Below are 24,402 nucleotides of genomic sequence, written 5' to 3'. Positions count from 1 at the left end.
GGGCTGCACTCAGGGGGTTTTCCCTGTTCGACCTGAGTGCAGCCCGACCAGCCATGACCAGCTGCACCATCCCGCCGCCGCCGCCCGCCAGCGCATTGCCGCCCGCAGATGCCCCTGCGCCCGTGTGGCCCGACAAACCCGACATGGCCCCTTGGCTAGCAGAGCAGCGCGCGCGGGGCGTCGCTCTACACGAGCTGTCATGGATGATCCGCATGGGCATCCGCGAGGGGTGGCTGTGAGGTCGCCGGACCTGTCTGGCTTTGTTATCCCCGATTCGTGGCCGTATGACGGCTGCGAGCGCCGCGAGCCGGTGATTGATGCTGATGCTCGACCTGAGCCGCGCACCGTGCGCCTTGTCGGTTGGCGGCATTGCATGGCCTGCGCTGCGCCGTTTTGGTCGGAGGATGTGTCTCGCCTGCGTCTATGTGACGATTGCAAGGCTCAGTGACAGCCCGCCGCGCGGCTGATAACATTCTGTGATGCTAACGACCAAACAACTCCGCAGATATCTGAAGGAACATTATTCCTACGAACTGCAGATGATCAATTTTAGCTATGTTTGTTTATGCAGTTTAGATTTTGGTAGAATGGAAAATGGAAAATATTTCCAGAATGCAATGATCGAATCATTCTGCATTCATGCTCGTGCATTGATCGATTTTTATGAAGCTCCACAGCCGCGAAAAACTGACCTGACATATTTTCATTTCAGTATACAGCCAAAATTTGGACGGAAAGTCTACGGGTCAAGCCGCTATGTTAAGCTCAATAAGCAAATTGCGCATTTGACTGAAGAGCGTATTGGCGCGAGAAAAATCAATGCAGCAGATCGGGAAGCGCTTTGGAAAGCGATAAGCCGGAAACATGCGGCCTTTGTCGCTGCCATACGACCCGAATATCGGGACTGCTTCCCGCCCGACTAGCTTAGGTGCGCCGCCGCTTCACAGACGCGCGCCAGACGTCCTGCGGCGGGCGGTGCAGGGTGGTATCGGTCGGCGGGTCATCCACAACCGCTAGCCGTGGCAACCGATGGCCACATCGGCTGCAATAGAAACGCCTGGAAACTATGCCGAGCCGGTCGCTCCACCTGCGCCGCTCGAATAGCCACCACATCGCGTAGGGGTCGAATATGGCCCGGTGCGTGCATTGACGGCATGCCAGCTGCACCGGCCATCCCCTGAGCGCTACATCATGCAAAGAGCGCGGCGCAAAGCCCCGCTCGAATCGAATTTCCGGCATCGCGGCAAAGTGGAACATTTGCGGAACACGAGCAACCGCTGACGACTGGAATGATGTAATAGAAAATTAACTATCCGACCCTTGCCCGTTTCATCCGCAACGGGTATACCTGTTTTGCTTGAAACAGGAAGGGATGCAATGTCAGAATTTTCAATCGGACAAGTCGCCCGCGCAAGCGGAATGAATGAGGCAACGTTCAGAGGGTATCTGCATCGCGGGTACTGGCGGATTATGACGCATAAGGGGGACGCCAAAAGTCAGAGCGAGGGGATGCAGGCTAATATCTCCATGGCGAGTGCACTTGGCTTTGCTGTGGCTGCTGAGTTTGTGCGGCGTGGAGCTAAACCATCGGACGCTTTCCATGTAGCCATGGGCTGGTTTGCCCATTCGGCAATGGGGCAGCGCCGTCCTGCAGAGCTGTTTGATCAAACTAAGTATGGGGACACCTACCTTGCCCTGCTTACAAGTCCCGACGGAACGCCAACTGGTCGCATTTTTGCTGCTGTTTGTGACGATCCATTATCTGAAGTATTTGGGCCGCGCGGTAGTCAGTCACCCTATGCAGCGATTTTGCTGCGCTTAAACCCAATCGTCGAACATGCAGCAAGGCAACTGGCGGGCGGGATGTAACTCATTGATCGCGCCCTAGTTAGCAGCGGCAAGCCGATTCTCCACGGGGATTTGCAGTTGTTACCTAGGGCGTTACCTAAATTTCGAAAAATCAAAAATCCGCAAACCGCTACCCCCATAAAGCATTGATTTATGGAGGATTTTGGTGAGCCCTGCTGGGTTCGAACCAGCGACCTACTGATTAAAAGTCAGTTGCTCTACCGACTGAGCTAAGGGCCCCCTGGGGGTGACGCGGCGGGGGCGTCATCGGTGGCCGGGGCGTCCCGGTGCGGGCATCCCCCTAGTCGGGCTGCCGGGCCGGGTCAACCCCGCGTCGCGCGATGGTGCAACTGGGCGAGGCTGAGGCCGGTCAGCGGATCGCGCCAGCGCGGGGCGATCCGGGCGGCCGGGCGCAGCACGAAGTCGCGGCGGCGATAGGCGGCGTGCGGAACGATCAGCCTGGGCGCGGCCGAATACCAGCTGCCTCCCGACCACAGGATGATGTCGAGATCGAGCGTGCGCGCCGACCAGCGCTGGCCGCGCCGTTTGCCGAAGCGAGCCTCGATGCGCTTGAGCAGCGCGAGCAGGGCATCGGGCATCAGCGACGTTCGGATCACCGCGGCGCTGTTGGCATAGCGGCGCGTCGATGGGCCGATTGGCGGCGTGTCGATCACCGGGGCGGTGGATTCGATATCGATTCCCGCGCTGGCGAGCGCCACGAGGGCCGCATCGAGCACGCGGCGCGGTGCACCGAGCCGGTGGTGCCGCCGGTTCGATCCCAGCGCGATCAGATAGTGATGCGGGCTTGTTTCATCCATGTGCACCGCCTAGCGCGGGGCGATGATCGTGGTAAGCCCCCTATCGCAGACCGAGCCGCCACGCGATTGCGGCCTGTGCCCGCGTCTGGTCGAGCTGCGCCACCGATGTCAGGCAGACCATCCCGATTGGTGGAATGCGCCGGTGCCAGCGTTCGGCGATGCGCAGGCATGGCTGGGCATCGTCGGGCTGGCCCCTGGCATGCACGGCGCCCACCGCACCGGGCGACCGTTCACCGGCGATTATGCCGGCGACCTGCTGTTTGCGACCCTGGCCAAATTCGGCCTGTCACGCGGGCGCTATGATGCGCGGATCGACGATGGACTTACGCTCGAAGGGGTGATCATCGTCAACTCGGTCAAATGCCTGCCGCCGCAGAACAAGCCGACGCCGCAGGAAATCAACACCTGCCGCCGGTTCCTGTCGGCGCAATTGCAGGCATTGCCGCAGCTTCGCGTGTTCATCGCGCTGGGCCGGATCGCGCATGACAGCTTCCTGCGGCATCTGGGCCTGCGCGCTGCTCAGTTCCCCTTCGGCCACAACGCGCGGCACGATCTGGGCGAGGGCAGGGTGTTGATCGACAGCTATCATTGCAGCCGGTACAACACCAATACCGGTCGGCTGACCGCGGAGATGTTCGAGGCGGTGTTCGCAGCGGCCATAGCCGAAACCAGCGCCTGACTATTCGGGCGGGGTCAGCGCGGGAACGTTCTTTGCCGCATCTTCGGGCGAAATCCCCGGCGGCGGAGCGGCGGCGATGGTTTCCTGGCGGCGCATCACACGGCCCGCGCGCTTGATCGCGGCGCGGACCCGCGGATAGGTGCCACACCGGCACAGATTGCGGATGGCGGCGTCGATCTCTGCATCACTGGGATCGCTGTTCTTGCGCAGCAGCACGCTGACCGCGATGATCATGCCCGGAGTGCAGAAGCCGCATTGCACCGCCTGTTCGGCGACGAACGCCTGCTGCACCGGGTGGCTGCGGTCACGGCTCAACGCCTCGATCGTGGTGACATAGCGGCCTTCGACCTCGGCGATGCTGACCAGGCACGAGCGGATCGCCTCGCCATCGACCACCACCATGCACGCGCCGCAATCGCCGTTGCCGCAGCCGTATTTGGTGCCGGTGAGGTTCGACGCATCGCGCAGCGCCCAGAGCAAAGGCGTAGCCGGATCGAGCCGGTATTGCACCGGGCGGTCGTTGACGGTGAACTTGGTCATGGCATCAGCGCATAACCGGGCGGGACGGGTCTGTCACCCGTGCCGCCACGGCCTGCGCGGTCAGTCGCGCCAGCTGGGGTCGATCTTGTCGACCTTGCGAACCATCGCGGCAAAATCGGGCACGCCCGCGCCCATCGGCAGCTGGACTTGGCTGAGATCACGCTGGTGCACCGCGATCACCTCGTCGGGCACCAGGATCGGCTTGCCCATCGACATGGTCGCCAGCTGGATCTCGCAGGCGCGCTGCAGCGCCCAATAGGTAATGAACGCTTCGGGCAGGGTGCGGCCCATCACGACCGGGCCGTGGTTCTTGAGCATCAAGATGCGCTTGCCCCGGACGGCCTCGACCAGTCGCTCGCCCTCTTCGGCGCGAACGGTCACACCCTCGAAATCGTGATAGGCGATGTTGCCGATGAAGTTGCAGGCATAGAAATTGGTTGGCTGCAATCCGCCTTCGGTCGAGCAGACCGCCATCGTCGCGGTGGTGTGCGTGTGGATGATGCAGTGCATGTCCGGCAGTTCCTTGTGGAACACGCTGTGCTGCGTAAAGCCGGCCTTGTTGACGGGGTAGGGCGATCCGTCGAGCTTTTCGCCCTCGGAGTTGATCTTGACCAGGTTGGAGGCGCAGACCTCGCTGAAGTGCAGACCATAGGGATTGATCAGGAAGGCGTCTTCCTCGCCCGGGACCTTCAGCGTGATGTGGTTGTAGATCATTTCCGACCAGCCCATCATGTCGAAGACACGGTAGCAGGAGGCCAGAAGCTTGCGCGCCTCATGCTCCTCGGTGGTCATCTGGGGGCTGGGCTTCAATGCGGTGGCCATCTCGCTGTCCTCTCACTATCTTGGGTGGCTATGTGCAACCTGTATCGCATGACAAGCAACGCCGATGCAATCCGCCAGTTGTTCGGCGCATCGCTCGGCGAAATCGATATGGCGGGCATCAACCTGCCGCCATTCGAGGGCATCTATCCCGACTATGAGGCACCCGTGGTCACCGCACGGGACACGGGCGCGGCACTGGGCCTGATGCGCTGGGGCTGGCCGCCTTTCGGCGAGGTGAAGCGCCCGGTGACCAATGTGCGCAACCTGCAATCGCCGATGTGGCGCTCGGCATTGCGCGATCCGGCGCGGCGTTGCCTGGTGCCCGTCACGGCCTTTTGCGAATATGGCGCGGCACCCGACCCGGTCACCAGGCGCAAACGCCAGCACTGGTTTGCACTGCCATCGGGCGATCCTTTCGCCTTTGCTGGCATTTGGCGGCCTACCGATGATGGTCCGCGCTTTGCCTTTCTGACCTGCGAACCCAATGCCCTGGTCGGGGCGGTTCACCCCAAGGCGATGCCGGTGATGCTGACGGGCCATGCTCTGGGCATCTGGTTGCGGGCGGACTGGGATGTCGCGGCCGATCTGGTCGCACCTTTTGCCGACGATGCGATGTGTGCGCTGCCGCCTGTGACCACGACCGATGCAAAGCAGGCACAGCCGGGCCTTTTCGACTGAAAATGGGCGAAATTCCTTGAAAACCCCGCGTACCGCTGGTAACGGCCCGCATGTGACCGACAGCCCGGTGGCTGGCGTGCCCTATTTTATTGGCCATCAAGCTTTGGCTTCCCTGACCGTTTTCCGCGCCCCAGGCGTGGCGCGAGCGGTTCCGGCAAGCTGTGATTCGAAATGGAGCTGACGTAAGTTTATGCAGATTCTCGTACGCGATAACAATGTTGACCAGGCGCTGCGGGCGCTCAAGAAGAAGCTGCAGCGCGAAGGTGTGTATCGCGAGATGAAGCTGCGTCGTCACTACGAGAAGCCCTCGGAAAAGCGCGCCCGTGAAAAGGCTGCTGCCGTGCGTCGCGCCCGCAAGCTGGAGCGCAAGCGCATGGAACGTGACGGCGGTAAGTAAGCCGGATATAGCATCGCGAAACTGGCGGACCGGGGGGCCGATTCGCCGCAACTTCCCCGCCGGGCCTGCCAGTCTCTAGTTGGCGCGCGGCACGGACGGGGTTCGTGGTACGATAACCGGAGGCTGCCATGTCCGTCACGCGTGTTCCCATTCCGCCGCTCGCCAAGGGCTCGCTCACCAAATTGTGGCTGGGCGTTGCCGCAGCCGTAGCCATCGCCGGCGGCACCGCCTGGGCGGGGCTGCAGGCCGTGCCGGCATCCGGCGCAGGGTTCCTGGCAGACAATGCCGACGAACCTGGCGTGGTGACCACCGAGAGCGGGCTGCAGTTCAAGGAACTGGTAAAGGGCAGCGGCCCATCGCCGACGGACGCCGACGTGACCCTGATCAACTACAAGGGCACGTTGATGGACGGTACGCCGTTCGACGCCAACGAGCGCGTTCCGATGCCGGTCGCAGGATCAATCCCGGGCTTCTCCGAAGGCCTGAAGCGCATGCAGCGCGGCGGCAAGTATCGCCTCTGGATCCCCGCCGAGCTTGGCTATGGCGCCGAGGAAAAGACCAATCCGCAGACTGGGCAGGTCGTGATACCGGCCAACAGCGTGCTGGTCTTCGATGTCGATCTGGTCGAGTTCATCCCCGAGGCCCAGCTTCGCGCGATGCAGCAGCAGCTGCAGGGCCAGGGCGGACCGGGTGGTCCAGGCGGTCCGCCGCCGGGCATGCCGGGCAACTGACGAAACGCAAAAAGGCCGGTGTCACCACCGGCCTTTTTCTTTTTGCGGCCACATCGCCGAACGCCTGGTCACACGCCTTCGGGGCGGACGACCTCATAGGCGGCGACCATGTCCTTGAACCAGGCGGGCAGCGGCGCGGGTCGCGTGTCGGCCTTGGCGAAATGGACATAGCTGATCGTCACCACGGTCAGCAGCTGGTCCCCGCGAAAGATCGCGCATTCGCTGGTCAGCGAGCTGCTGCCGAAGCGCTTGATGCGCACTGCCAGATCGATCATGTCGTCTGCGACGGCGCTTCCGCGGAAATCGACCTCGGCGTGGCGCACCATCATGTCATGATCGGGACCGAACAGGTTGAAGCCTGCGCTTTCCGGCTTGCCGCTGGCGATGTTGAGTGCGCGGAAATATTCGGTGATCCCGACATCGGCGAACATCAGATAATTCGCATTGAAGACGATATTCTGCATATCGACCTCATGATAATGCACGCGCTTGGGCGCGATGCTGCGAAACTGGGCGCGGGTGGGCGCGTCCGTCATGCTGTTTCCCCCTCCATAGGTTTTCGTTCGATCGTCCCCATGCGCATACACAAAAAAAGGGGGGCATGAAGCCCCCCATTATCCCTGTTTTCAACCTGTTGCAGTCTGGCGCCGCCATGGTTGTGACCAAGCCCGGTCAAGGCGTGGGTTGGATCAGAACTTGAAGCGAACCGATCCACCATAAGTGCGGGGCAGGCTGGGATAGCCCGAGATGCTGCCGGCCTGGGCAACCGAGTCAAACACGGTGCTGACATAACGGTCGTCAAGCAGGTTGCGGCCCCAGATGCTGACTTCGAAGCCGTTGGTCAGCTCCAGCGTGGCCGATGCGCTCACCAGATCGACCTGGCGACGGAACTGGCGTGCCACGGCCTGCGCATTGGCACCAAAGCCAGGCAGACCTTCTGCGATCTGCACATCGCTTTCGTACGAATAGTCGCCGCGGACGGTGAACTTGGTACCGCCAGCGAATTCATAGGTGTACGAACCGCCCATCGATGCCGAAAGGGCAGGGATGCCGGCAGGCGTGGTTCCGGTCAGATCACCCACGGCCGAGTTGACGAAGCTGTCGTACTTCGGATCGAGATAGGTGAAGGCGACGAACAGGTTGAGGCCATCGGTCGGCTTGACGGTACCGTCGAACTCGATGCCGAAGGTCGACTGCTCGCCCGCATTCGCGAGCGCGAAGCCGGTGCCGGTGAAGACGTTGCTCTGGAAGCCCTTGATCGACTGCTTGAACACCGCGATGTTGAACGCCACCAGCGGCCACTGCGCCTTCAGACCGGCTTCATAGACTTCCGATTCCTCGGGGCCGGCAAAGCGCGAACCGGTGGTCAGGTTGGGCAGAGCCAGACCTGCTGCGCGGATCGGCGAGGTGGCCGGGTTGTTCACCGGCGAGCCGGGGATGAAGTCGGTCGGGAACGGACGGCTGTCGCGCGACAGGTTGAACGACGTCGCCTTGAAGCCGGTGGCGTAGGTTGCGTAGATGTTCAGGTTGTCGGTGATCTCGTAGTTCGCACGAATGGTGTACGAGAAATCGTCGTCCTTGGTCCGGCCGCTTTCCACTGCGTTAGGGAAGTTGAGGAAGGGCGGCAGGAACTGCAGGGCGCGCAGGCCGAGCAGCGGGTTGACCGCCGGGTTGGTGTTGTTAGCCCGAGCGAACGCGGCGGCACCGGTCTGGATCTGACCGAAGACGGCGGGCTGCGCTGCAGCGAAAGCAGCAACCTGGGCCGCATTTGCCGCTCCGGGCAGGCGCAGTGCCTGGCCCACGGTGGTGGCGATGCCCTGCTGAGTGATCAGCGTGTTGCCGATCGCGACGAAATCAAGCGCCGAGAACGGATCGGTGCTGATGACGTTCGAGCGGACCTGCTTCTTGTCTTCGGTATAGTTGAAACCGAAGGTGAAGGTCAGACGATCGAACGGCTTGAAATCCACCTGACCGAAGATCGAGTAGGCGTCGTTGCCATAGGTGAAATCGTCGGCAATGCCCTGGCCCTGACGGAAGAAGGTGTTGTTCGGTACGCCCAGAAGCGCTTCCACGCCCGCTGCGCCACCGACAGCCGGGCCGATCAGGGCGCTGGCATAACCACGGAAATCACGTCCGAACAGCAGGTCGTTGGTGAACTTGATGTCTTCATTGAAGTAGAAGCCACCCAGCAGGAAGTTGAGCGGGCCATCGAAGTCCGATGCGATGCGCAGTTCCTGGGTGAAGGTGTCGATGCTGGTGTTGGCGAGGTTCTGGCCGATCAGGTCGGCGCTGGTGAAATCCGAATCCTGGTTGGTCAGCGAACGCACTTCGCGATAGGCGCTGATGCTGGTGAGCGTCAGCGCGCCGATGTTCCAGTCACCCTGCAGCGAGACGCCGTAGTTTTCGATCTCGTTGGTCGAGGGGATGTTGTTGCGAACGCGGTACGAGAACGGATCGGCTGCCTCGATCGGACGAGCCTGACCGCTGGCAGCGCGCAGCGCGGCGGTGATCGCCGGGTTTTCCTGGATGTTGGCAGCGATACAGCAATTTTCGTCGATCTTGTCATAGTCGCCGATCAGACGGAAGCTGAGGTCCGCACTCGGTTCCCACAGCAGCTGGCCGCGCACGCCCCAGCGATCGCGGTCGTTGAACTTGATGCCGAGGTTGAGATCGCGGGCATAGCCATCACGCTTGTTGATGTTGCCTGCCAGGCTGAATGCCAGCGTTTCGCTGATCGGGCCGGTGATGTCGGCTTTGAGGATGCGGGCGTTGAAATTGCCATAGGTGGCTTCGACCGAACCGCCGAACTCGAATTGCGGGCGCTCGGTGACGATGCTGATGATACCGGCCGATGCGTTCTTGCCGAACAGCGTCGACTGCGGACCACGCAGCACTTCGACGCGCTGGATGTTGGGAAGGTCGCCGATCTGGGCGGCGGAACGCGAACGATACACGCCGTCGATGAACACGCCGACCGAAGGCTCGATGCCGGGGTTGTTGGCGCCGTTGCCGAAGCCGCGGATGATGAAGTTGGTGTTGGCCGAGCTCTGCAGCTGCGACACGCGCAGCGAGGGAACCAGGGTCTGCAGGTCGATCAGGTCGCGGACCTGTGCGTCTTCGATGTCTTCACCGCTGGTGACCGAAACCGCGATCGGGATTTCCTGCAGCGTGGTTTCACGCTTCGATGCGGTCACGATGATGACGTTGGTGTCGGCGTTTTCCGCGTCCTGCGCGGCGTCCTGAGCGAAGGCGGTGCCCGGCATGGCGAGCGTACCGAGCGCTGCGCCTGAAAGCAGAATGGTTTTCAGGCGGGTGTCGTGGATGGTCATCTGGGTGTTCTCCCCTAAAATGGCTGACAAATTGGCCCTGTTTCCGGGCCTCGTATGGCTTTGGATCGTCCTTATGACTGACGCGCGAGTGTCACAAATGAAAACCGCGGAATCCCAAGAGATTCCGCGGTCTGCGTGACAATTTTGCAACGCATTTGCAGTATTCCGCGACGGCAATTGCAGCTCAGGCAATTGTGCGTCGCAGCATTCCGCTTACGTCAACCGGTGCGTGCCCATCGAACTGGTTCGATCAGCCGATGGGCGCGCAAGCCGCCTCCAGCCAAGCGAGGGCCTCTCCCTCGAGCTGCGGGGCCACGATCTCCCGGACCCGGGCGTGATAGGCATCGAGCCAATCCGTTTCTGCGCGGCTCAGCAGCGTGGTGTCGATGCAATTGCGGTCGATGGGAGCAAAGGTCAGCGTTTCGAAGCCCAGCACCTCGTGTTCGGCCCCGGCGATTTCCATCGGCGTCACCAGCACGAGGTTTTCGATCCGGATTCCGAATTCGCCCGCCTTGTAATAGCCGGGCTCGTTCGAGCAGATCATGCCCGGGCGCAGCGGCTCACCCTGACCGCCGAAGGCGGCAATGCGCTGCGGGCCTTCGTGCACCGCCAGGAAGCTGCCGACGCCATGGCCGGTCCCGTGCGCGTAGTCGACGCCGTCCGCCCACAGGAACTGCCGCGCCAGAACATCGAGCTGGCCGCCGGTGGTGCCCTTGGGGAAGCGGATGGTGGCCAGCGCGATATGGCCCTTGAGCACCTGGGTGAAACGACGCTTCATCTCCGCTGTCGGGGTGCCGATGGCGATGGTGCGGGTGATGTCGGTGGTGCCGTCGAGATATTGGCCACCGGAATCGACCAGATACAGGCTGTCCATCACGATCGGCAGGTTCGTCTCTTCGCTCACCCGGTAGTGACAGATCGCGCCGTTGGAGGACGCGCCCGAGATGGTGTCGAACGAGGTGTCGACCAGCTTGCCGGTCGCCTCGCGGAACTCGAGCAGCTTGGCCGCGGCCGAAAGCTCGGTCTCGCCACCGGCGGGGCCAGCGATAGACAGCCAGTGCAGGAAACGGCTGACTGCCGCAACGTCGCGCGCCTGGGCAGCGTGATGTCCGGCGATCTCGGTCGCATTCTTCATCGCGCGCGGCAGCACGCTGGGGTCGCGCCGTGCGACGATCCTGGCACCGGCCGCCTCAAGCCGCGAGAAAATGGCGGCAACCGCGCGTTCGGGATCGACCGCCACGGCCTTGCCGGCCAGCGCATCAAGGCCTTCGGAAAAGCTGTCATAGCCGTGCAGCGCGACCTGGTTGCCCAGATGGCTGCGCAGCTCGTCGGTGACCTTTTCGGGCGCGACGTACAGATCAGCGCTGCCGTCCTGATGGACGACCCCATAAGACAGCGTCACCGGGGTGTGCGTCACGTCACCGCCGCGGACATTGAACACCCACGCGACCGAATCCAGCGCGGTGATGACCGCGGCATCCAGCTGTTGGTCTTCCAGCCACCGGGCGATGTCGGCGCGCTTGTCGGCAGATTCGCGGCCTGCATAAGCGATCGGGTGCGACTTCATAACCGCATCGGGTCGCGCCGGCTGATCGTGCCAGACCGCATCGATCGGATTGCTGTCCAACGCCTTCAGCGCGGCACCGCGCCGTGCAAGGCTGGCCGACGCCTGCTTCACCCAATCGCGCGTGTGCAGCCACGCATCATAGCCGATAGTGGTACCTTCGGGTGCGTTCTCGCCCAGCCAGTCGGCCACCGACTGCTGCGCCGTGCCGACATATTCGAACAATCGGCCGTCGACCTGGTCGCGCACCTGGATGGTATAGCGCCCGTCGACGAAGATCGCCGCCTTGTCTGCCAGCACCACCGCGGTGCCTGCCGATCCGCCAAATCCGGTCAGCCATTCCAGCCGCTGCGCATAGGATCCGATATATTCGCTCATGTGCTCGTCGCAGATCGGCACGACAAAGCCGCCCAATCCCTGACGCTTCAGGACATCGCGCAGCGCGGCGAGGCGGGCTTCATGGGTGGACATCAACATGGGGCGGTATCAACTCCTTGCAAAAGCGTTTGGTCGGCAAGATAGAGATTATCAAAGCCGCGCGCCAGTCCGGCGCCGGTATCGGTGCGCTTTGTCAGCAGATGGCGCGAGAGGACCTTTCGATGTCGATCCGCCTGCCAGTGCCACCTGCCATCGTCAACGCCGCCATCGGGGCGGCGCTGACGCTGACGTCTCCCGCCCTCGCCAACGAAAGAGCCTCCATGTCGCAATCCGCCAAGCCGCCCATCGCCGAGCAGCGGCCGTACAGCTTCGAACGCCATGGCGTGACCATCGACGATCCCTGGCATTGGCTCAGGGACCAGGGCTATCCCAAGGTCGATGACGCCGATGTGCTGGCCTATCTCGAAGCGGAGAACCGCTGGTTCGAAGCCGCGATGCAGCCGCACGAAGCGCTCGCGCAGACCCTGTTCGAAGAGATGAAGGGACGGATCAAGGAGGACGATTCCTCGGTCCCGCAGAAGGATGGCAACTGGCTCTACTGGGTCGAGTACGAGCGCGGTGCGCAATACAAGAAATGGTATCGCAAGCCCGTGGCCGGCGGCGACAGCGAGCTGCTGCTCGACGAGACCGAGCTGGCGAAGGACAAGGAATACTTCCGCCTCGGCAGCTTTTCGGTCAGCCCTGATGGACGCCTGCTCGCCTATTCGGTCGACGATAACGGCTCGGAACGCTTCGAGGCGCGGTTCAAGGACCTGACCAGCGGAGCTCTGTTGCCCGATGTCATCCCCGGCACGCTCTCCAGCCTGATCTGGACGGCCGATTCCAGCGCGCTGATCTATGGCCTGGCGAACGAGAACTGGCGCACCGACAATGCGCGGCTGCACACGCTCGGCAAGCCGCTTGGCGAGGATGTTCTGCTCTACAAGGAGGAGGACGAAGGCTTCCGCGTCGATGTGGGGATGACCTCGAACGAGAAGTATATCGTCATCGCCACCGGTGACAACGAGACCAGCGAGATCCGCCTGCTGCCGGCGGACAATCCGCTCGCCGAACCGATCCTGGTGAGCCCGCGCAAGAAAGGCCGCGAATATGATGTCGAGGAGCGCGACGGCACGCTGTTCATCCACACCAACGACGATCACATCAACTTCCGCCTCGCCACCGCGCCGATCGAGGCGCCCGGCGAATGGACGACGCTGATTGCCGGGTCGGACGAATTCTACATGACCGACATGAACGCCTTCAAGGACTTCTACGTCATCGAAGGGCGACGCAACGGGCTCGATCAGATCGAGATCCGCGATTATGCGGATCCATCCCAGGTCGCGCCGATCACCTTCCCCGAGGCGAGCTATTCGGCTTCGCTGGGCGACAATCCCGAATGGGACATGAAGGTGCTGCGGCTGGCCTATGAATCGATGGTCACGCCTGACACTGTCTACGATTACGACGTCGCCACCCGCGAACTCACGGTGCTGAAGGTGCAGGAAGTGCCGTCGGGCTATAATGCGGCGGACTATGAGACGCAGCGGGTGATGATCGCATCGCGCGACGGCACGCAGATCCCCGTGTCGGTGATTACCCGCAAGGGCTTCCAGCAGGATGGCAGCGCGCCGCTGCACCTCTATGCTTATGGCGCCTATGGCTATGCGGTGCCGCCGAGCTTCTCGGTCACGCGACTGAGCCTTGTCGATCGCGGTTTTGCCTATGCCATCGCGCACATCCGCGGCGGCGACGATCTTGGCCGTCAATGGTATCTCGACGGCAAGCTGACCAAGCGGACCAACACCTTCAACGACTTTGTCGATGTCGCCAGGGGTCTGATCGAGCGCGGCTACACGTCCAAGGGCAGGGTGACGGCCAGCGGCGGCTCGGCAGGGGGCGAGCTGATGGGGGCGATCGTCAATTCCGATCCCGATCTGTGGGGCGCCATCGTCGCGCACGTTCCGTTCGTCGATGTGCTCAACACGATGCTCGACGAGACGCTGCCGCTGACCCCGGGCGAATGGCCCGAATGGGGCAACCCGATCACCGACAAGGCCGCGTTCGATCTGATGCGTTCATACAGCCCCTATGACAATGTGCGGGCCCAGGCCTATCCGCCGATCATGGTGACCGCCGGGCTCAACGATCCGCGCGTGACCTATTGGGAGCCGGCCAAATGGGTCGCCAAGCTGCGCGTCACCAAGACCGACGACAATGTGCTGCTGCTCAAGACCAACATGGGCGCGGGCCATGGCGGCAAATCCGGTCGCTTCGATTCCCTCAAGGAAACGGCAGAGGAATTTGCCTTCCTGCTCTGGCAGATGGGCATGGCCGGGGAATGAGCGCAGCCCGATCCGGGGCCGGGCAGGGGACCTAGCCCCGGCACGGTCCCAGCTGTTCGAGCACGAAGTTATAGTCGCGCCGCGCCAGATCGTTGTCGGCAGGCGTATCCGACACCAGCGCCCGCGCTGGGATCTGCGCCGGCAGCGAACAGGCGAGGCGGTACCACAGCAAGGTGCCCTTGCGCGGCGGTGCAGCCGCCTCATCGACGATCTCGGTCAGCGAGACGGCCCAGCGCGCAGCAAGGCCGGGGCGGCGCAGCACCGTGATCGACACCGGGTCGCCATTGGCAGTGGCCAGAAAGATCTGGGTCTCGCCTTCGCCCTGCAGATTGCCACGCACATGCAGAGCCTCGCGGATGCCGCGAATGGCAGGTGGAGCGCCGGGGGTGACCAGGTCGGTCACGATGGTGCGCACCTGCGCCTCATTTGCAGCAGTCCACGGGATCTGTGCATCCTTGGACACCAGTTGCACCTCGCCCGGGCGCGTTCCGGGACGGGCGAACAGCAGGAATTGCTGCTTCTTCAGCTTGGGCACCTTGCCCCGCGCGTCACGCGGAACATCGACCAGATAGCGAATCGATTCGGAAACCCCGGCCTTCCCGCGAATGAGATTCAATACCTGCGCCTCGACGAACAGCCGCGCCATCGTTGCCGGGACGTCCGGAGCGCGTTCTGCCTCGATCAAGGTGGTCTTTTTCACCTGCACCCGAAGCACCTGCGGAGAGGCGTCCGCGAGGCGTGCCAGGGCCACATATCCCACCGATGCGGTTTCACCCGAAACCTGCGCATTCACGCGGTATACGATCGGTAAACCGCTTGGAATTGCGATGCTTAGCGCGGTGATCGAGGCCAGGGTTTTCAGGGCGTGCGGCATCGGCGAGTCTCCTCATTTTCAGGGTCCGGGAGGGTGGCTCTCGGGGCTCAAAGGTTAATTCAAACTGAATCCATTTAAGCGATTGCCTGCTGATAAGTTGCGCGTTAAATCCCCTTTCGGGCAAGAGAAAAACAAACCAGAGGCTGGAACGCATCAGGGGAGCGGGGCAATCGGATAGGTTGCATTCCGCAATTCGTGTGTTTCCAGCGCCAGCCGCGGTCATCGGCTGGTTTGTCCAGGTGTCGCTGATTTTCATGTTGGCGCTACCCGGATGGCCGGTTTCAATAAGGGTAAGGAGCGTCGTTTCTGAATGGCCTATGCTGATCAACAGGCAAGCGGAAACAAGGTAGTTTCCCTCGTTGTCGTGGCATTGATCCACATTGTGGTAATCTATGCCCTGGTAACAGGACTTGCATATAGCGCGGTTAAACAGGTCGCGGAAAAGCTCAACGTTGTTGAGGTTGAAGAAGAGGTGATCGAGCCGGAAGAGCCGCCGCCACCTCCGCCGGACCAGCCGATTACGCCGCCGCCGGTGGTAACGCCGCCGCCGATCGTCCGGACGCCGCCTACCACGGCCCCGGTCATAACCACCACCAACACACCGCCGCCGGTCTTTACGCCGACGCCGATCGTGGCACCGCCTCCGGCGCCTGCTGCGCCGCCCCCGCCTTCCAAGGCATCAGGTGCGTCGCCGCGTGGCAACCCGGGCAGCTGGGCTACGCCAAATGATTACCCGGCGCGTGCGCTTCGTGAAGAGCGCGCTGGCACCACCCGGTTTCGTGTGAGCATCGGTCCTGATGGCCGTGTCACCGACTGTCAGATCACCGGATCGAGCGGCCATGCCGACCTCGACGAGGCGACCTGCAAGAATGTGACCCGCAGGGCGCGCTTCAAGCCTGCTCTGGACTCGGCTGGCAATCCCATCGCGGATAGCTATTCGAACGCGGTTCGCTGGGAAATTCCGAAGTAATCTTTTGGACTGGATGCCGCTGCGGCGGATTGGGTTTTGGTTTTAGACGCACCGGTTTTTATGACGGCGCTCTATATATTTTCTGAGAGGAAGTTTTGATGTTGATTGAAATGCTTGCTGCGGCTGGAGCCGAGGCGCCGAAAAACGCTTTCGGTTTCATGGAAGCACTCGAGCAGGGCGGCGTTATTGCATACGCAACCGTTGCCATCCTGGGTATCATGTCGTTCGGTTCGTTCTTCATCCTGTTCACCAAGCTGTTCGAACAGCAGAAGGTTCTGTCGCAGGGCCAGAAGGTTCGTGACACGTTCTGGCGCGCTGGCGGCATCAAGGAAGGCGCCGCAAAGCTCGACAAGAACTCGGCCTATCGTCAGATCGTCGACGACGGCATCAAGGCTCAGGAAGAGCATGCCAAGCTGACCGATCCGGTCGAAGCCCATGACTGGCTGCACGGTTCGCTGAACCGTTCGGAAGCCGCGATCAACGCGAAGCTGGCTGGCGGTCTGCCGTTCCTGGCAACCGTGGGTGCAACCTCGCCGTTCATCGGTCTGTTCGGTACCGTTATCGGTATCTACCGCGCACTGATCAAGATCGGCATCGCCGGTCAGGCATCGATCGACCAGGTTGCTGGCCCGGTGGGTGAAGCTCTGATCATGACCGCCCTCGGTCTGGGCGTGGCTGTTCCGGCCGTGCTCGCCTACAACTGGCTGCAGGCCCGCAACAAGCTGATCGCTGCTCAGCTGAGCGCGTTCTCGACCGACGTTCTGGGCTACATGGCATCGAACGGCGCTGTCGTTCCGGCAACCAAGGCTGCGGCTCCCGTCGCTGCCAAGCCGGCCGCTGCTGCACCGATCAAGAAGTAATCCGGCAATCGGGCGGAATGCAGGGCTCGTCCCCGCATTCCGCCGAACCGGCAAGGCAGACAGTCTTCGCCGCTGCTTTGGATACACTGGACTGATCCGGCCCTGGCCGAACATCCAGTGACACCGCCACAGTCGATTGCGGCAAGTGGCAAGACAGAATAGGATTTATTGCGATGGCAATGAGCGTTGGAGGCGGCGGCGGCGAAGAGAAGCCGATGTCCGACATCAACACCACGCCCCTGGTGGACGTGATGCTGGTGCTTCTGATCATCTTCCTGATCGCGATCCCGGTTGTGATTCAGACGGTCGACGATCTGGAAATTCCCGTGGTCGAGTTCGAACCGACAGAGACCAAGAACGAAAACATCCTGCTTTCGGTATCGGCAACTGACGTCAACGGTCTCAGCCCGGGCGACGAAGGCTTTGCAGGTGCCAGCCCCAATGGTGAATGCCGGGTCTATGTCAATGTGACCCCGGTCGACACCGCCGAGCTGCAGGATCTGGCCGTCAAGCGTCTGGAATCGATTATCGAGACCGCAGGCGGCGTGGAAAACCTGGAGGAAGAAGATCTTCCCGAAGTGCATATCCGCGGCGATGTGAACGCACCCTATCGGTGCATTGGCGGCGCGATCTTTACCGTGCAGCGTGCCGGTTTCGCCAAGGTGGGCTTTATTTCCTCGCCCATCGCGCTGGTTGAAGCAGGTTAAGCGCGCGTTGCAGCCGCAAACAGAAATTGGAGTAGCTTGATATGGCAATGAGTGGCGGCAAGGACGATGGCGAGCCGATGATGGAGATGAACACGACGCCGTTGATCGACGTCATGCTCGTGCTCCTCATCATGTTCATCATCACCATCCCGGTCCAGACCCATGCGGTCAAGATCGACCTGCCGGTCGATAGCCCGACCCCACCTGAAGTGTTGATCGAGCCGGTCAAGAACAAGCTGACCATCGACACCAACGACACGCTCGCGTGGAACGGCACCCCCGTGTCGCAGGCTCAGCTGGCAGGCATTCTGGCGCAGACCCGCAACATGGATCCGGAGCCCGAACTGCAGTTCCAGCCGGATGCCCGTTCGCGCTACCAGATCACCGACGAAGTTCTCGCGGTCATCAAGCGCAGCGGCGTGTCCAAGCTGGGCTTCGTGGGTAACGAACAGTACGGCGCGTTCGAGAAGCCCCCGGGCAGCTGAACGATCCGGCTGTCATCGGCCTGAAACAAAAAAGGGGCGGCGTAGCAATACGCCGCCCCTTTTTTGTGGGCATGACGGTAAGCTATGACGCGATCAGCTGTTGCGTTGCCGGTCAGACAGCTGGCGCAGGGTGGCCAGCGCATCGCGCAATGCGGCATCCATATCGTCGTCGATCGGCTGCGCCGGGGCGGCGGGCGTGTCTTCCGGCGCTGCATCGGCCTCAGTCTCGGCAACAGGATCGCTCGTCAGCTGCTCATGCGGCGCGATGCCGCTGATGCTCGGGGGCTGATATTCCACGGCGCTGGTCCAGAGATCCTCGGACCGTGCGGTCTGATCTGCCGCATCGAGCTCGGTCAGATCGTCGAACACCGCGTCGACCTGCTCGGGGCCAGACGGGTCGAGCCGGAAACGCAGCGGACGCACGTCGGCAGCGGCAGGCTGTTCCTCCACGCTGATGTCGCCTGCAAGGCTTGGCGGCTTGGCGAGCGAGAACAGCCGTGCGGTGGCCTCGGGGAGCGGCGACGCACTGACCATCGCGTCCTGTCCGGCCTGACGGCGGCGTACAAGCCCTGCTTCGAGGCGCTCGATCAGCGCTGCAACCGACAGCGATTCAAGTTCGTCCGAAACCGCCGCAAACGGCGCAACCGCCATTGGAGCAGCATCGCTGGTTTCAAGAGCTTCGACATCCTTGACAACGGGGTCTTCTGCGCGATCGTCTGGGTCGGTCTCCGCCCATACATCGACCGGCGGCGAAGGAGAGAATGCTGGCTCGTCATCGACTTCGTGCGCCGCAAGGGTCGGCGGAGCGAAGCGGACCGAGGGGGCAGGGACCACAGGCTCAACGCCCGTGTCGATCGCGGCGCTGTCCATCGCTGGGGCTTCGAATGCCAGCTCCTCGCCCAGTTCGAACGGCGCGGCAACGTTAGCTTCGGCGACAATCGGCAGTGCCGGCGCCTGCGGCTCGATCAGATCGCTGCTCGCCAGGATTGGCGCCCGCACCGGAGCGTCGGGGTGCTGGTCTCCATTGCGGATGCGCAGCCGGTTGAGATCGGCGAAGTCGGTAATGGTGCCCGGCGCAGGTTCGGACTTACCGAAGCGCAGTGTCCGCAGCCAGCCGGCCAGCTTGCCGCCCTTGGCGGTGGCGGTATCGGTGGTGACCGCGTCCGGGTCGGCGCTGCCGGCCTTTTTGACGGTTGCTTCAAAACCCATATCTTCGGTCTCCGCACGCGGCAGCAGCGCCAGCAGCGCTCCTGCGGTCAATGTTCCAATCCCGGCGCTCAGGGCCAGCCGGGCCGTATCACCCAGCGGTGGCGCGGCCGCGGGCAGCAGCTCGGCAATGCCATAAGCGGTGACGAAGCCTTCGATCGCCGTCATCGGGATGAAGCTGCTGCCGAACGCAGCGGCCAGCCCGCCGCCGATCGCGAACGCGGTCGGATGGCGCGACAAGACACCGGTCTCGCTGGCGATCGTCCCTTCATCTTCCTGCGTTGGCGCCATGCGGTGCAAAACCCCGGTTGTTCGTCACTCAAGCCGCGCTGGAAACGCGGCTCCCATTGCGCATGTCTAGCATGCGTTGGTAAACGGGTTGATAACGTTGAACATTCCGCGCCCAGTTGCGTTCCTCGGCAACGAAGGCGCGGGCGGCAGCCCGGCGTTCGTCCCAGCCATCCCGTGCGGCGGCAAGCGCGGCGAGCGCTTCGGCCATCGCCGCAGGATCGTCGGGGGCGAACAGCGTGCCCGTGACACCGTCGGTGATCAGCTCGCGGTGACCGCCGACATTGGAGGCGGCGACCAGTCGGCCCTGCGCCATGGCTTCAAGCGGCTTGAGCGGCGTGACCGTTTCTGTCAGACGCATGGCCTTGCGCGGATAGGCGAGGATGTCGATCAGGCTGTAATAATGCTCGACTTCATGATGCGGCACGCGCCCGACGAAACGGATGGCATCTGCCGCAGGCGAGTTTTCGGCCTGCGCCCGAAGGGCATCTTCCGCCGGTCCGCCACCCACGAGGAGCAGGCGGATATCGGGGTTGCGCGCCAGCAGCATCGGCATCGCGGCGATCAGGTCGTCGAGCCCCTCGTAAGGGTAGAAGCTGCCGATAAAACCGATGACCGTCTTGCCCTCGAGGCCCAATGCGCGAGCGCGTTCGGGGTCAGCCGGGACGGGCGTGCCGAACATTTCCATGTCGACGCCATTGGGCGAGACCATGATCTTGTCGCCCGAAAACCCGCGTCCGATCAGGTCCTGGCGCAGGCCTTCGCAGATCACCGCGACGGCGTCTGCTCCGGCGACCGCGCGGTTTTCCATCTGCCGCGTCAACCAGTATTTGGCCGATCCCTCGCTGCCCGTGCCGTTGCCGACGGCAGCATCTTCCCAGAAGGCGCGAATTTCGTAGAGCACCGGTAGGCCCAGCTTGCGGCCGACGCGCAGTGCGGCGAGGCCATCGAGACAGGGCGAATGCGCATGCAGGATATCAGGCTTCCACAGCGCCGCAGTCGCCTCGGTCGCACGCGCGAGTGCGGCGATATCGCGCCATTCGCGAAGGCCCGGTGGGCCGGACACGGTTTCCATGGTGCGGTGAAAGGTCAGGCCGTCATGAACCTCGACCGGATCCACCTGTGCGCCGTGTGGCAACGAGGCCTGATGGCGGATGCTGGTGACCGCGCGGACATCCAGCCCCGCACGCTGCTGCGCCGTCAGGATGGCACGCGTGCGGAATGCATAGCCGCTGTGCAGCGGCAGGCTGTGGTCGAGGACGTGCAGGATCCGGGTCATGGCTGGCAACCCTATGCAGCAAAAGGATTAACGCCGCGTCAACCCATTGCGATTATGGCTTTAGGGATCAAGCCGCCCCGTGCATAGTCGGGTGATCGGGTCAGCAGAGCAAGGCCGCAGGTTCATGGTCGATAATTTTGCCATTGCGATCTCGCACCTGCTCATCGCGCTGGCGGTGTGGCGGCTCGTCTGGCGTGCCGATCTCGACCACGAGGACCCCCCGGCCAAGGATGAAGTCGGCTCCGGCTTCTTCCAGCCCAAGGTGAAGAGCGGAGGCGCGGTCGACCACCGCAACGCGGGGCAGGGGGGACAGCGCGATGCGTGACCTTGCCTTTGTCGGCTTCCTGATGGCGTTCCTGGCGCTCGGCTTCAAACGCCCCTTCATCTTCGTGCTGGCGTATGCCTATATCGATATCGTTGCGCCGCAGCGGCTGTCCTACTGGATGCTGAACGCGGTTCCGATCTCGCTGATCGTATTCGGCCTGGCGTTTCTTGGCTGGCTGATCGCTGACGACAAGAAGGACATGCGGGTCTCCTTTCGTCAGGGGGTGATGCTGCTGCTCTTCGCCTGGTGCGCCTATACGACCCGAACGGCCGATTTTCCGATCGATGCCCAGGGAAAGTGGGAATGGGTGTGGAAGGCGCTGATCTTCGCGATGTTCCTGCCGCTGACGCTGCGCACCAAGTTGCGCATCGAGGCTCTGGGGCTGATGATGGTGCTGTGCGCAAGCTCGATCATCATCACCGGCGGAATCAAGACGCTGGCCTCTGGGGGCGGCGGCTATGGTGTGATGCAGCTGCTGATCTCGGACAATAGCGGCCTGTACGAAGGGTCGATCATTTCCACCGTCGCGATCTGCATCATCCCGCTGATCCTGTGGCTGGCCAATTACGGCACGATCTTCCCGCCCGACTGGCGGGTGAAGACCTTTGCCTACGCCCTGGTCTTTGCCTGCCTGCTGATCCCGATCGGAACGCAGGCGCGGACCGGCCTGGTGTGTATCGGCGTGCTGGCGGTGCTGATGCTGCGCTTCGTGCGCTATCGCTTCCTCTATGCCGGATTGGCGGCGGCGCTGGCCGTGGCCGCCGTGCCGTTCCTGCCATCAAGCTACACCAACCGTATGGCCACGATCGGCGAGTACAAGGCGGACCAGTCCGCCTCGACCCGCGTCGCAGTCTGGGCCTGGACGTGGAAATATGTGCAGCAGAACCCGGGCGGCGGCGGGTTCGAGGCCTATCTGCAGAACAAGGTGAAATTCGATACCGTGTCAGCGACGGGCGATGGCCCCAACACGCAGATCGAGAAGAACGAGATCGTCGACAAGGGCCGCGCCTATCACTCGAGCTATTTCGAGATGCTGGGTGAGCAGGGCTTTCTGGGCCTGGCGCTATGGCTGATCATTCATCTGGGCGGCATCGTCCGGATGGAGGTGATCCAGCGCATCCATCGCAAGCGCGACCGCGAGGATGAACGCTGGGTGGTACCGCTGGCGCTGGCGCTGCAGAACGGGCAGATCATCTTCATGGTCGGATCGGCCTTTGTCGGCATCGCTTTCCAGCCCTTTATCTACATGCTGATCGCGATGCAGATCGGGCTGGATACCTATCTCGCGCGTCGCCGCAAGGAAGCGGCCTTTCGTCCGCTCGTTCGCACCAAGGCCGCGCCGCGGGTTGCATGAGCGCCCAAGCCTGCCTAATTGCCGGGGATGACGACCAAAGCCCCCGCCAAGGACGCACCCGTCCTGCCCGAACCCATCACCGCTGAAAATCTCGCTCAAAGGCTGAACGGCCTGTGGGACTGGATCAGCGACCATGCGGTGGAAATCGCGATCGCGGTGGGCGTGGGCACGGCGATCTATTTTGCGCTGGCGTATCTGCAGCGCCGCGCGCGCATTTACGCGGACCGCCAGCCCGACCGGCTGTCTCTGGCCGCTATCATCGGGCGCACCTTGTCCAAGACCAAGCAGTATTTCCTGATCATGGTCTCGCTCAGGCTGGTCGTGGGCTTTTCCGAAGCACCGCTGGGCATCGTCCAGGTGGTGACGTTCCTGTTCACCGTTGCATCGGTGTTCCAGGTCGCCATCTGGCTGCGCGAGATCATTCTGGGAGTGATCGAACGGCGAGCTTCGGGCAGCGACGATGCGGGAAGCGAGACATTGGCCAACGCGATGTCGCTGATCCGGCTGCTGGTCACCGTGGTGCTGTTTGCCATCGCCTCGATCATGGTTCTCGACAATCTGGGCGTCAACGTCACCGGCCTGATTGCGGGTCTGGGGATCGGCGGCATCGCGATCGGTCTCGCTGCGCAGGGCATCTTTTCGGATCTGTTCGCCGCGCTGTCGATCATCTTCGACAAGCCGTTCAAGCGGGGCGAGACGATCGGCTTCGATACCACCACCGCCACGGTCGAGAAGATCGGCCTGAAGAGCGCGCGGCTGCGATCGGTGACCGGCGAGGAAATCATCATCTCGAACACCAATCTGCTGGGCAAGCAGATCATCAACTACACCCGGCTCAATCGCCGCCGGACGCGCTATATGATCGGCCTCATCTACCAGACCGCGCCCGATCGCGCGCGGCTGGTGCCTTCGATGTTGCGCGAGATCGTCGAAGGGGCAGGGGCGGTTTTCGTCCGGTCGGGCTTCGTCGGCTTTGGCGCTAGCTCGATCGATTTCGAGCTCGATTTCGATGTCATGAGCAGCGATTTCGAGGTGGTGTTCGAAGCGCGCCACCGGATTGGCCTTGCCATCCTGGAGCGGTTCAATTCCGAGAAGCTGGAATTTGCCTATCCCACCCAGACGACCTTCACGTCTGCTCCGGATGGCACGATGATCATGCCCTATCCCGAGGGCGGATTTCCCGTGACGGTACACGAGAAGGGTTGAACGCGGCGCGAGTCGGGGCGCGCTGCGGCCTTTCCGTTTGCGTAAACTGCGCCACACGGCGCGCATGCCGTAGCGGCGTGCACTCCGGCCTTGTGTCACTGGCGGAAAAGCGCCAAAAGACGCGCATTCCAAGCGGCGACACGATGACAATATCACCGCCGCAGTATCGACAGGAGAGCGAGAATGAGCGCAATTTCCCCGCAGGAAATGAAGGACATGGTCGGCCAGACCCTGGGCACGTCGGAATGGCTGCTGGTGGATCAGGAGATGATCAACAAGTTTGCCGACGCCACCGGCGACCACCAGTTCATTCATGTGAACGAGGAAATGGCCAAGATGACGCCGTTCGGCGGCACCATTGCGCATGGCTTTCTGACCCTGTCGCTGTTCCCCGTGCTGATGGCGAAGTCCGATTGCCCGCGCGTCGAGGGCGTCAAGATGGGCGTCAATTATGGTGGCAACAAGGTCCGCTTTCTGGCGCCCGTCCGCTCGGGCAAGAAGGTGCGCGGCCATTTCAAGCTGCTCGAACTCGAAGAAAAGCGTCCCGGCCAGTGGCAGCAGACGCTCGAGTTCAGCGTCGAGATCGAAGGCGAAGACAAGCCTGCCGTGATGGCAGAATGGATCAGCCAGTTTTTCGTGTGACCCAGACCGGCCTGCGGACGAACGTCCGCAGGCAT

25 protein-coding genes and 1 tRNA gene are annotated in these 24,402 nt (G+C 62.5%); 16 read left to right on the top strand and 10 right to left on the bottom strand.

Annotated features, from left to right (window positions below; translation table 11 throughout):
- The first annotated feature begins 53 nt into the window (after window positions 1-53).
- From LI72_RS05845 to LI72_RS19940, 3 genes are all read left to right on the top strand, one after another.
- The gene (locus tag LI72_RS05845; protein WP_033924852.1) at window positions 54-239 is read left to right on the top strand and encodes a hypothetical protein; all 186 of its coding nucleotides are present in this window, start codon (window positions 54-56) and stop codon (window positions 237-239) included.
- A 240-nt stretch (window positions 240-479) separates the two neighbouring features.
- Window positions 480-923, top strand: a complete 444-nt coding sequence (locus tag LI72_RS19945) for a hypothetical protein (protein ID WP_156139490.1) — start codon at window positions 480-482, stop codon at window positions 921-923.
- A 454-nt stretch (window positions 924-1,377) separates the two neighbouring features.
- On the top strand, window positions 1,378-1,869 hold the full coding sequence (locus tag LI72_RS19940) for a hypothetical protein (protein ID WP_156139489.1): 492 nt from the start codon (window positions 1,378-1,380) through the stop codon (window positions 1,867-1,869).
- Window positions 1,870-2,012: 143 nt separating this feature from the next.
- On the opposite strand, the gene LI72_RS05840 is transcribed toward LI72_RS19940, so the two are convergent.
- Window positions 2,013-2,088 (bottom strand) — tRNA-Lys (locus LI72_RS05840).
- Window positions 2,089-2,171: 83 nt separating this feature from the next.
- A complete protein-coding gene (folK, locus tag LI72_RS05835) occupies window positions 2,172-2,666 on the bottom strand; it encodes a 2-amino-4-hydroxy-6-hydroxymethyldihydropteridine diphosphokinase (protein WP_033924851.1) in 495 nt (164 codons plus the stop codon).
- A 22-nt stretch (window positions 2,667-2,688) separates the two neighbouring features.
- Between folK and LI72_RS05830 the strand changes: the two genes are divergently transcribed.
- The gene (locus LI72_RS05830) at window positions 2,689-3,345 is read left to right on the top strand and encodes a uracil-DNA glycosylase (protein ID WP_033924850.1); all 657 of its coding nucleotides are present in this window, start codon (window positions 2,689-2,691) and stop codon (window positions 3,343-3,345) included.
- On the opposite strand, the gene LI72_RS05825 is transcribed toward LI72_RS05830, so the two are convergent.
- Window positions 3,346-3,885, bottom strand: coding sequence for a (2Fe-2S)-binding protein (locus tag LI72_RS05825; RefSeq protein WP_033924849.1), 540 nt, complete (start codon window positions 3,883-3,885; stop codon window positions 3,346-3,348).
- A 60-nt stretch (window positions 3,886-3,945) separates the two neighbouring features.
- Window positions 3,946-4,707, bottom strand: a complete 762-nt coding sequence (locus LI72_RS05820; protein WP_033924848.1) for a class II aldolase/adducin family protein — start codon at window positions 4,705-4,707, stop codon at window positions 3,946-3,948.
- Between the two features lie 30 nt (window positions 4,708-4,737).
- On the opposite strand from LI72_RS05820, the gene LI72_RS05815 reads away from it, so the two are divergent.
- The 3 genes from LI72_RS05815 to LI72_RS05805 all read left to right on the top strand — a co-directional run bounded on the left by LI72_RS05815 (window position 4,738) and on the right by LI72_RS05805 (window position 6,513).
- Window positions 4,738-5,385: an SOS response-associated peptidase gene (locus LI72_RS05815; protein WP_033924847.1), complete on the top strand. Its 648-nt coding sequence runs from the start codon at window positions 4,738-4,740 to the stop codon at window positions 5,383-5,385.
- A 190-nt stretch (window positions 5,386-5,575) separates the two neighbouring features.
- Window positions 5,576-5,782 carry a 30S ribosomal protein S21 gene (gene rpsU, locus LI72_RS05810; RefSeq protein WP_033924846.1) on the top strand — a complete coding sequence of 69 codons (207 nt, stop codon included), beginning with the start codon at window positions 5,576-5,578 and terminating at the stop codon, window positions 5,780-5,782.
- Between the two features lie 128 nt (window positions 5,783-5,910).
- Window positions 5,911-6,513 carry an FKBP-type peptidyl-prolyl cis-trans isomerase gene (locus tag LI72_RS05805; RefSeq protein ID WP_033924845.1) on the top strand — a complete coding sequence of 201 codons (603 nt, stop codon included), beginning with the start codon at window positions 5,911-5,913 and terminating at the stop codon, window positions 6,511-6,513.
- Window positions 6,514-6,581: 68 nt separating this feature from the next.
- Here the strand turns inward: LI72_RS05805 and LI72_RS05800 are convergent, their stop codons facing one another.
- The 3 genes from LI72_RS05800 to LI72_RS05790 form a co-directional block, all read right to left on the bottom strand.
- A complete protein-coding gene (locus tag LI72_RS05800) occupies window positions 6,582-7,049 on the bottom strand; it encodes an acyl-CoA thioesterase (protein ID WP_052129535.1) in 468 nt (155 codons plus the stop codon).
- A gap of 153 nt (window positions 7,050-7,202) precedes the next feature.
- Window positions 7,203-9,842: a TonB-dependent receptor gene (locus tag LI72_RS05795; protein ID WP_033924844.1), complete on the bottom strand. Its 2,640-nt coding sequence runs from the start codon at window positions 9,840-9,842 to the stop codon at window positions 7,203-7,205.
- 250 nt (window positions 9,843-10,092) lie between these two features.
- Window positions 10,093-11,877, bottom strand: a complete 1,785-nt coding sequence (locus LI72_RS05790) for an aminopeptidase P family protein (RefSeq protein ID WP_033925348.1) — start codon at window positions 11,875-11,877, stop codon at window positions 10,093-10,095.
- 227 nt (window positions 11,878-12,104) lie between these two features.
- Between LI72_RS05790 and LI72_RS05785 the strand changes: the two genes are divergently transcribed.
- A complete protein-coding gene (locus LI72_RS05785; RefSeq protein WP_033925347.1) occupies window positions 12,105-14,171 on the top strand; it encodes a S9 family peptidase in 2,067 nt (688 codons plus the stop codon).
- A 31-nt stretch (window positions 14,172-14,202) separates the two neighbouring features.
- On the opposite strand, the gene LI72_RS05780 is transcribed toward LI72_RS05785, so the two are convergent.
- Window positions 14,203-14,964 carry a hypothetical protein gene (locus tag LI72_RS05780; protein WP_052129534.1) on the bottom strand — a complete coding sequence of 254 codons (762 nt, stop codon included), beginning with the start codon at window positions 14,962-14,964 and terminating at the stop codon, window positions 14,203-14,205.
- Window positions 14,965-15,355: 391 nt separating this feature from the next.
- On the opposite strand from LI72_RS05780, the gene LI72_RS05775 reads away from it, so the two are divergent.
- The 4 genes from LI72_RS05775 (at window position 15,356) to LI72_RS05760 (ending at window position 18,067) form a co-directional block, all read left to right on the top strand.
- The gene (locus LI72_RS05775) at window positions 15,356-16,015 is read left to right on the top strand and encodes an energy transducer TonB (RefSeq protein WP_033924843.1); all 660 of its coding nucleotides are present in this window, start codon (window positions 15,356-15,358) and stop codon (window positions 16,013-16,015) included.
- A gap of 110 nt (window positions 16,016-16,125) precedes the next feature.
- Entirely contained in the window at window positions 16,126-16,875 is a 750-nt protein-coding gene (locus tag LI72_RS05770; protein ID WP_033925345.1) for a MotA/TolQ/ExbB proton channel family protein, read from the top strand.
- 173 nt (window positions 16,876-17,048) lie between these two features.
- Window positions 17,049-17,582 (top strand): ExbD/TolR family protein, encoded by a 534-nt coding sequence (locus tag LI72_RS05765; protein WP_033924842.1) that lies wholly within the window; start codon window positions 17,049-17,051, stop codon window positions 17,580-17,582.
- Window positions 17,583-17,623: 41 nt separating this feature from the next.
- Window positions 17,624-18,067, top strand: coding sequence for an ExbD/TolR family protein (locus LI72_RS05760; RefSeq protein ID WP_033924841.1), 444 nt, complete (start codon window positions 17,624-17,626; stop codon window positions 18,065-18,067).
- Between the two features lie 93 nt (window positions 18,068-18,160).
- Here LI72_RS05760 and LI72_RS05755 read toward each other — a convergent pair whose 3' ends face one another.
- Together LI72_RS05755 and LI72_RS05750 are read right to left on the bottom strand one after the other, a co-directional pair.
- Window positions 18,161-19,564: a hypothetical protein gene (locus LI72_RS05755; RefSeq protein WP_033924840.1), complete on the bottom strand. Its 1,404-nt coding sequence runs from the start codon at window positions 19,562-19,564 to the stop codon at window positions 18,161-18,163.
- Between the two features lie 28 nt (window positions 19,565-19,592).
- Complete coding sequence (locus tag LI72_RS05750) at window positions 19,593-20,840, bottom strand: TIGR04063 family PEP-CTERM/XrtA system glycosyltransferase (RefSeq protein ID WP_033924839.1); 1,248 nt, start codon at window positions 20,838-20,840, stop codon at window positions 19,593-19,595.
- A gap of 124 nt (window positions 20,841-20,964) precedes the next feature.
- Between LI72_RS05750 and LI72_RS05745 the strand changes: the two genes are divergently transcribed.
- The 4 genes from LI72_RS05745 (at window position 20,965) to LI72_RS05730 (ending at window position 24,367) form a co-directional block, all read left to right on the top strand.
- Window positions 20,965-21,165 (top strand): hypothetical protein, encoded by a 201-nt coding sequence (locus LI72_RS05745; RefSeq protein ID WP_033924838.1) that lies wholly within the window; start codon window positions 20,965-20,967, stop codon window positions 21,163-21,165.
- Window positions 21,158-22,519: a putative O-glycosylation ligase, exosortase A system-associated gene (locus LI72_RS05740; RefSeq protein WP_033924837.1), complete on the top strand. Its 1,362-nt coding sequence runs from the start codon at window positions 21,158-21,160 to the stop codon at window positions 22,517-22,519. Before LI72_RS05745 ends, LI72_RS05740 begins: the two co-directional genes overlap by 8 nt.
- A gap of 27 nt (window positions 22,520-22,546) precedes the next feature.
- Window positions 22,547-23,725 carry a mechanosensitive ion channel family protein gene (locus tag LI72_RS05735; protein ID WP_033924836.1) on the top strand — a complete coding sequence of 393 codons (1,179 nt, stop codon included), beginning with the start codon at window positions 22,547-22,549 and terminating at the stop codon, window positions 23,723-23,725.
- Window positions 23,726-23,908: 183 nt separating this feature from the next.
- Window positions 23,909-24,367 carry a MaoC family dehydratase gene (locus LI72_RS05730; protein ID WP_026091542.1) on the top strand — a complete coding sequence of 153 codons (459 nt, stop codon included), beginning with the start codon at window positions 23,909-23,911 and terminating at the stop codon, window positions 24,365-24,367.
- Window positions 24,368-24,402: the final 35 nt, after the last annotated feature.

This window comes from Sphingomonas sp. 35-24ZXX, from assembly GCF_000786215.1.
In the GTDB taxonomy this organism is placed as follows: domain Bacteria; phylum Pseudomonadota; class Alphaproteobacteria; order Sphingomonadales; family Sphingomonadaceae; genus Blastomonas.
The sequence above is the reverse complement of the archived record's forward strand: the minus strand, read 5'-3'. Positions and strand labels throughout refer to the sequence as shown.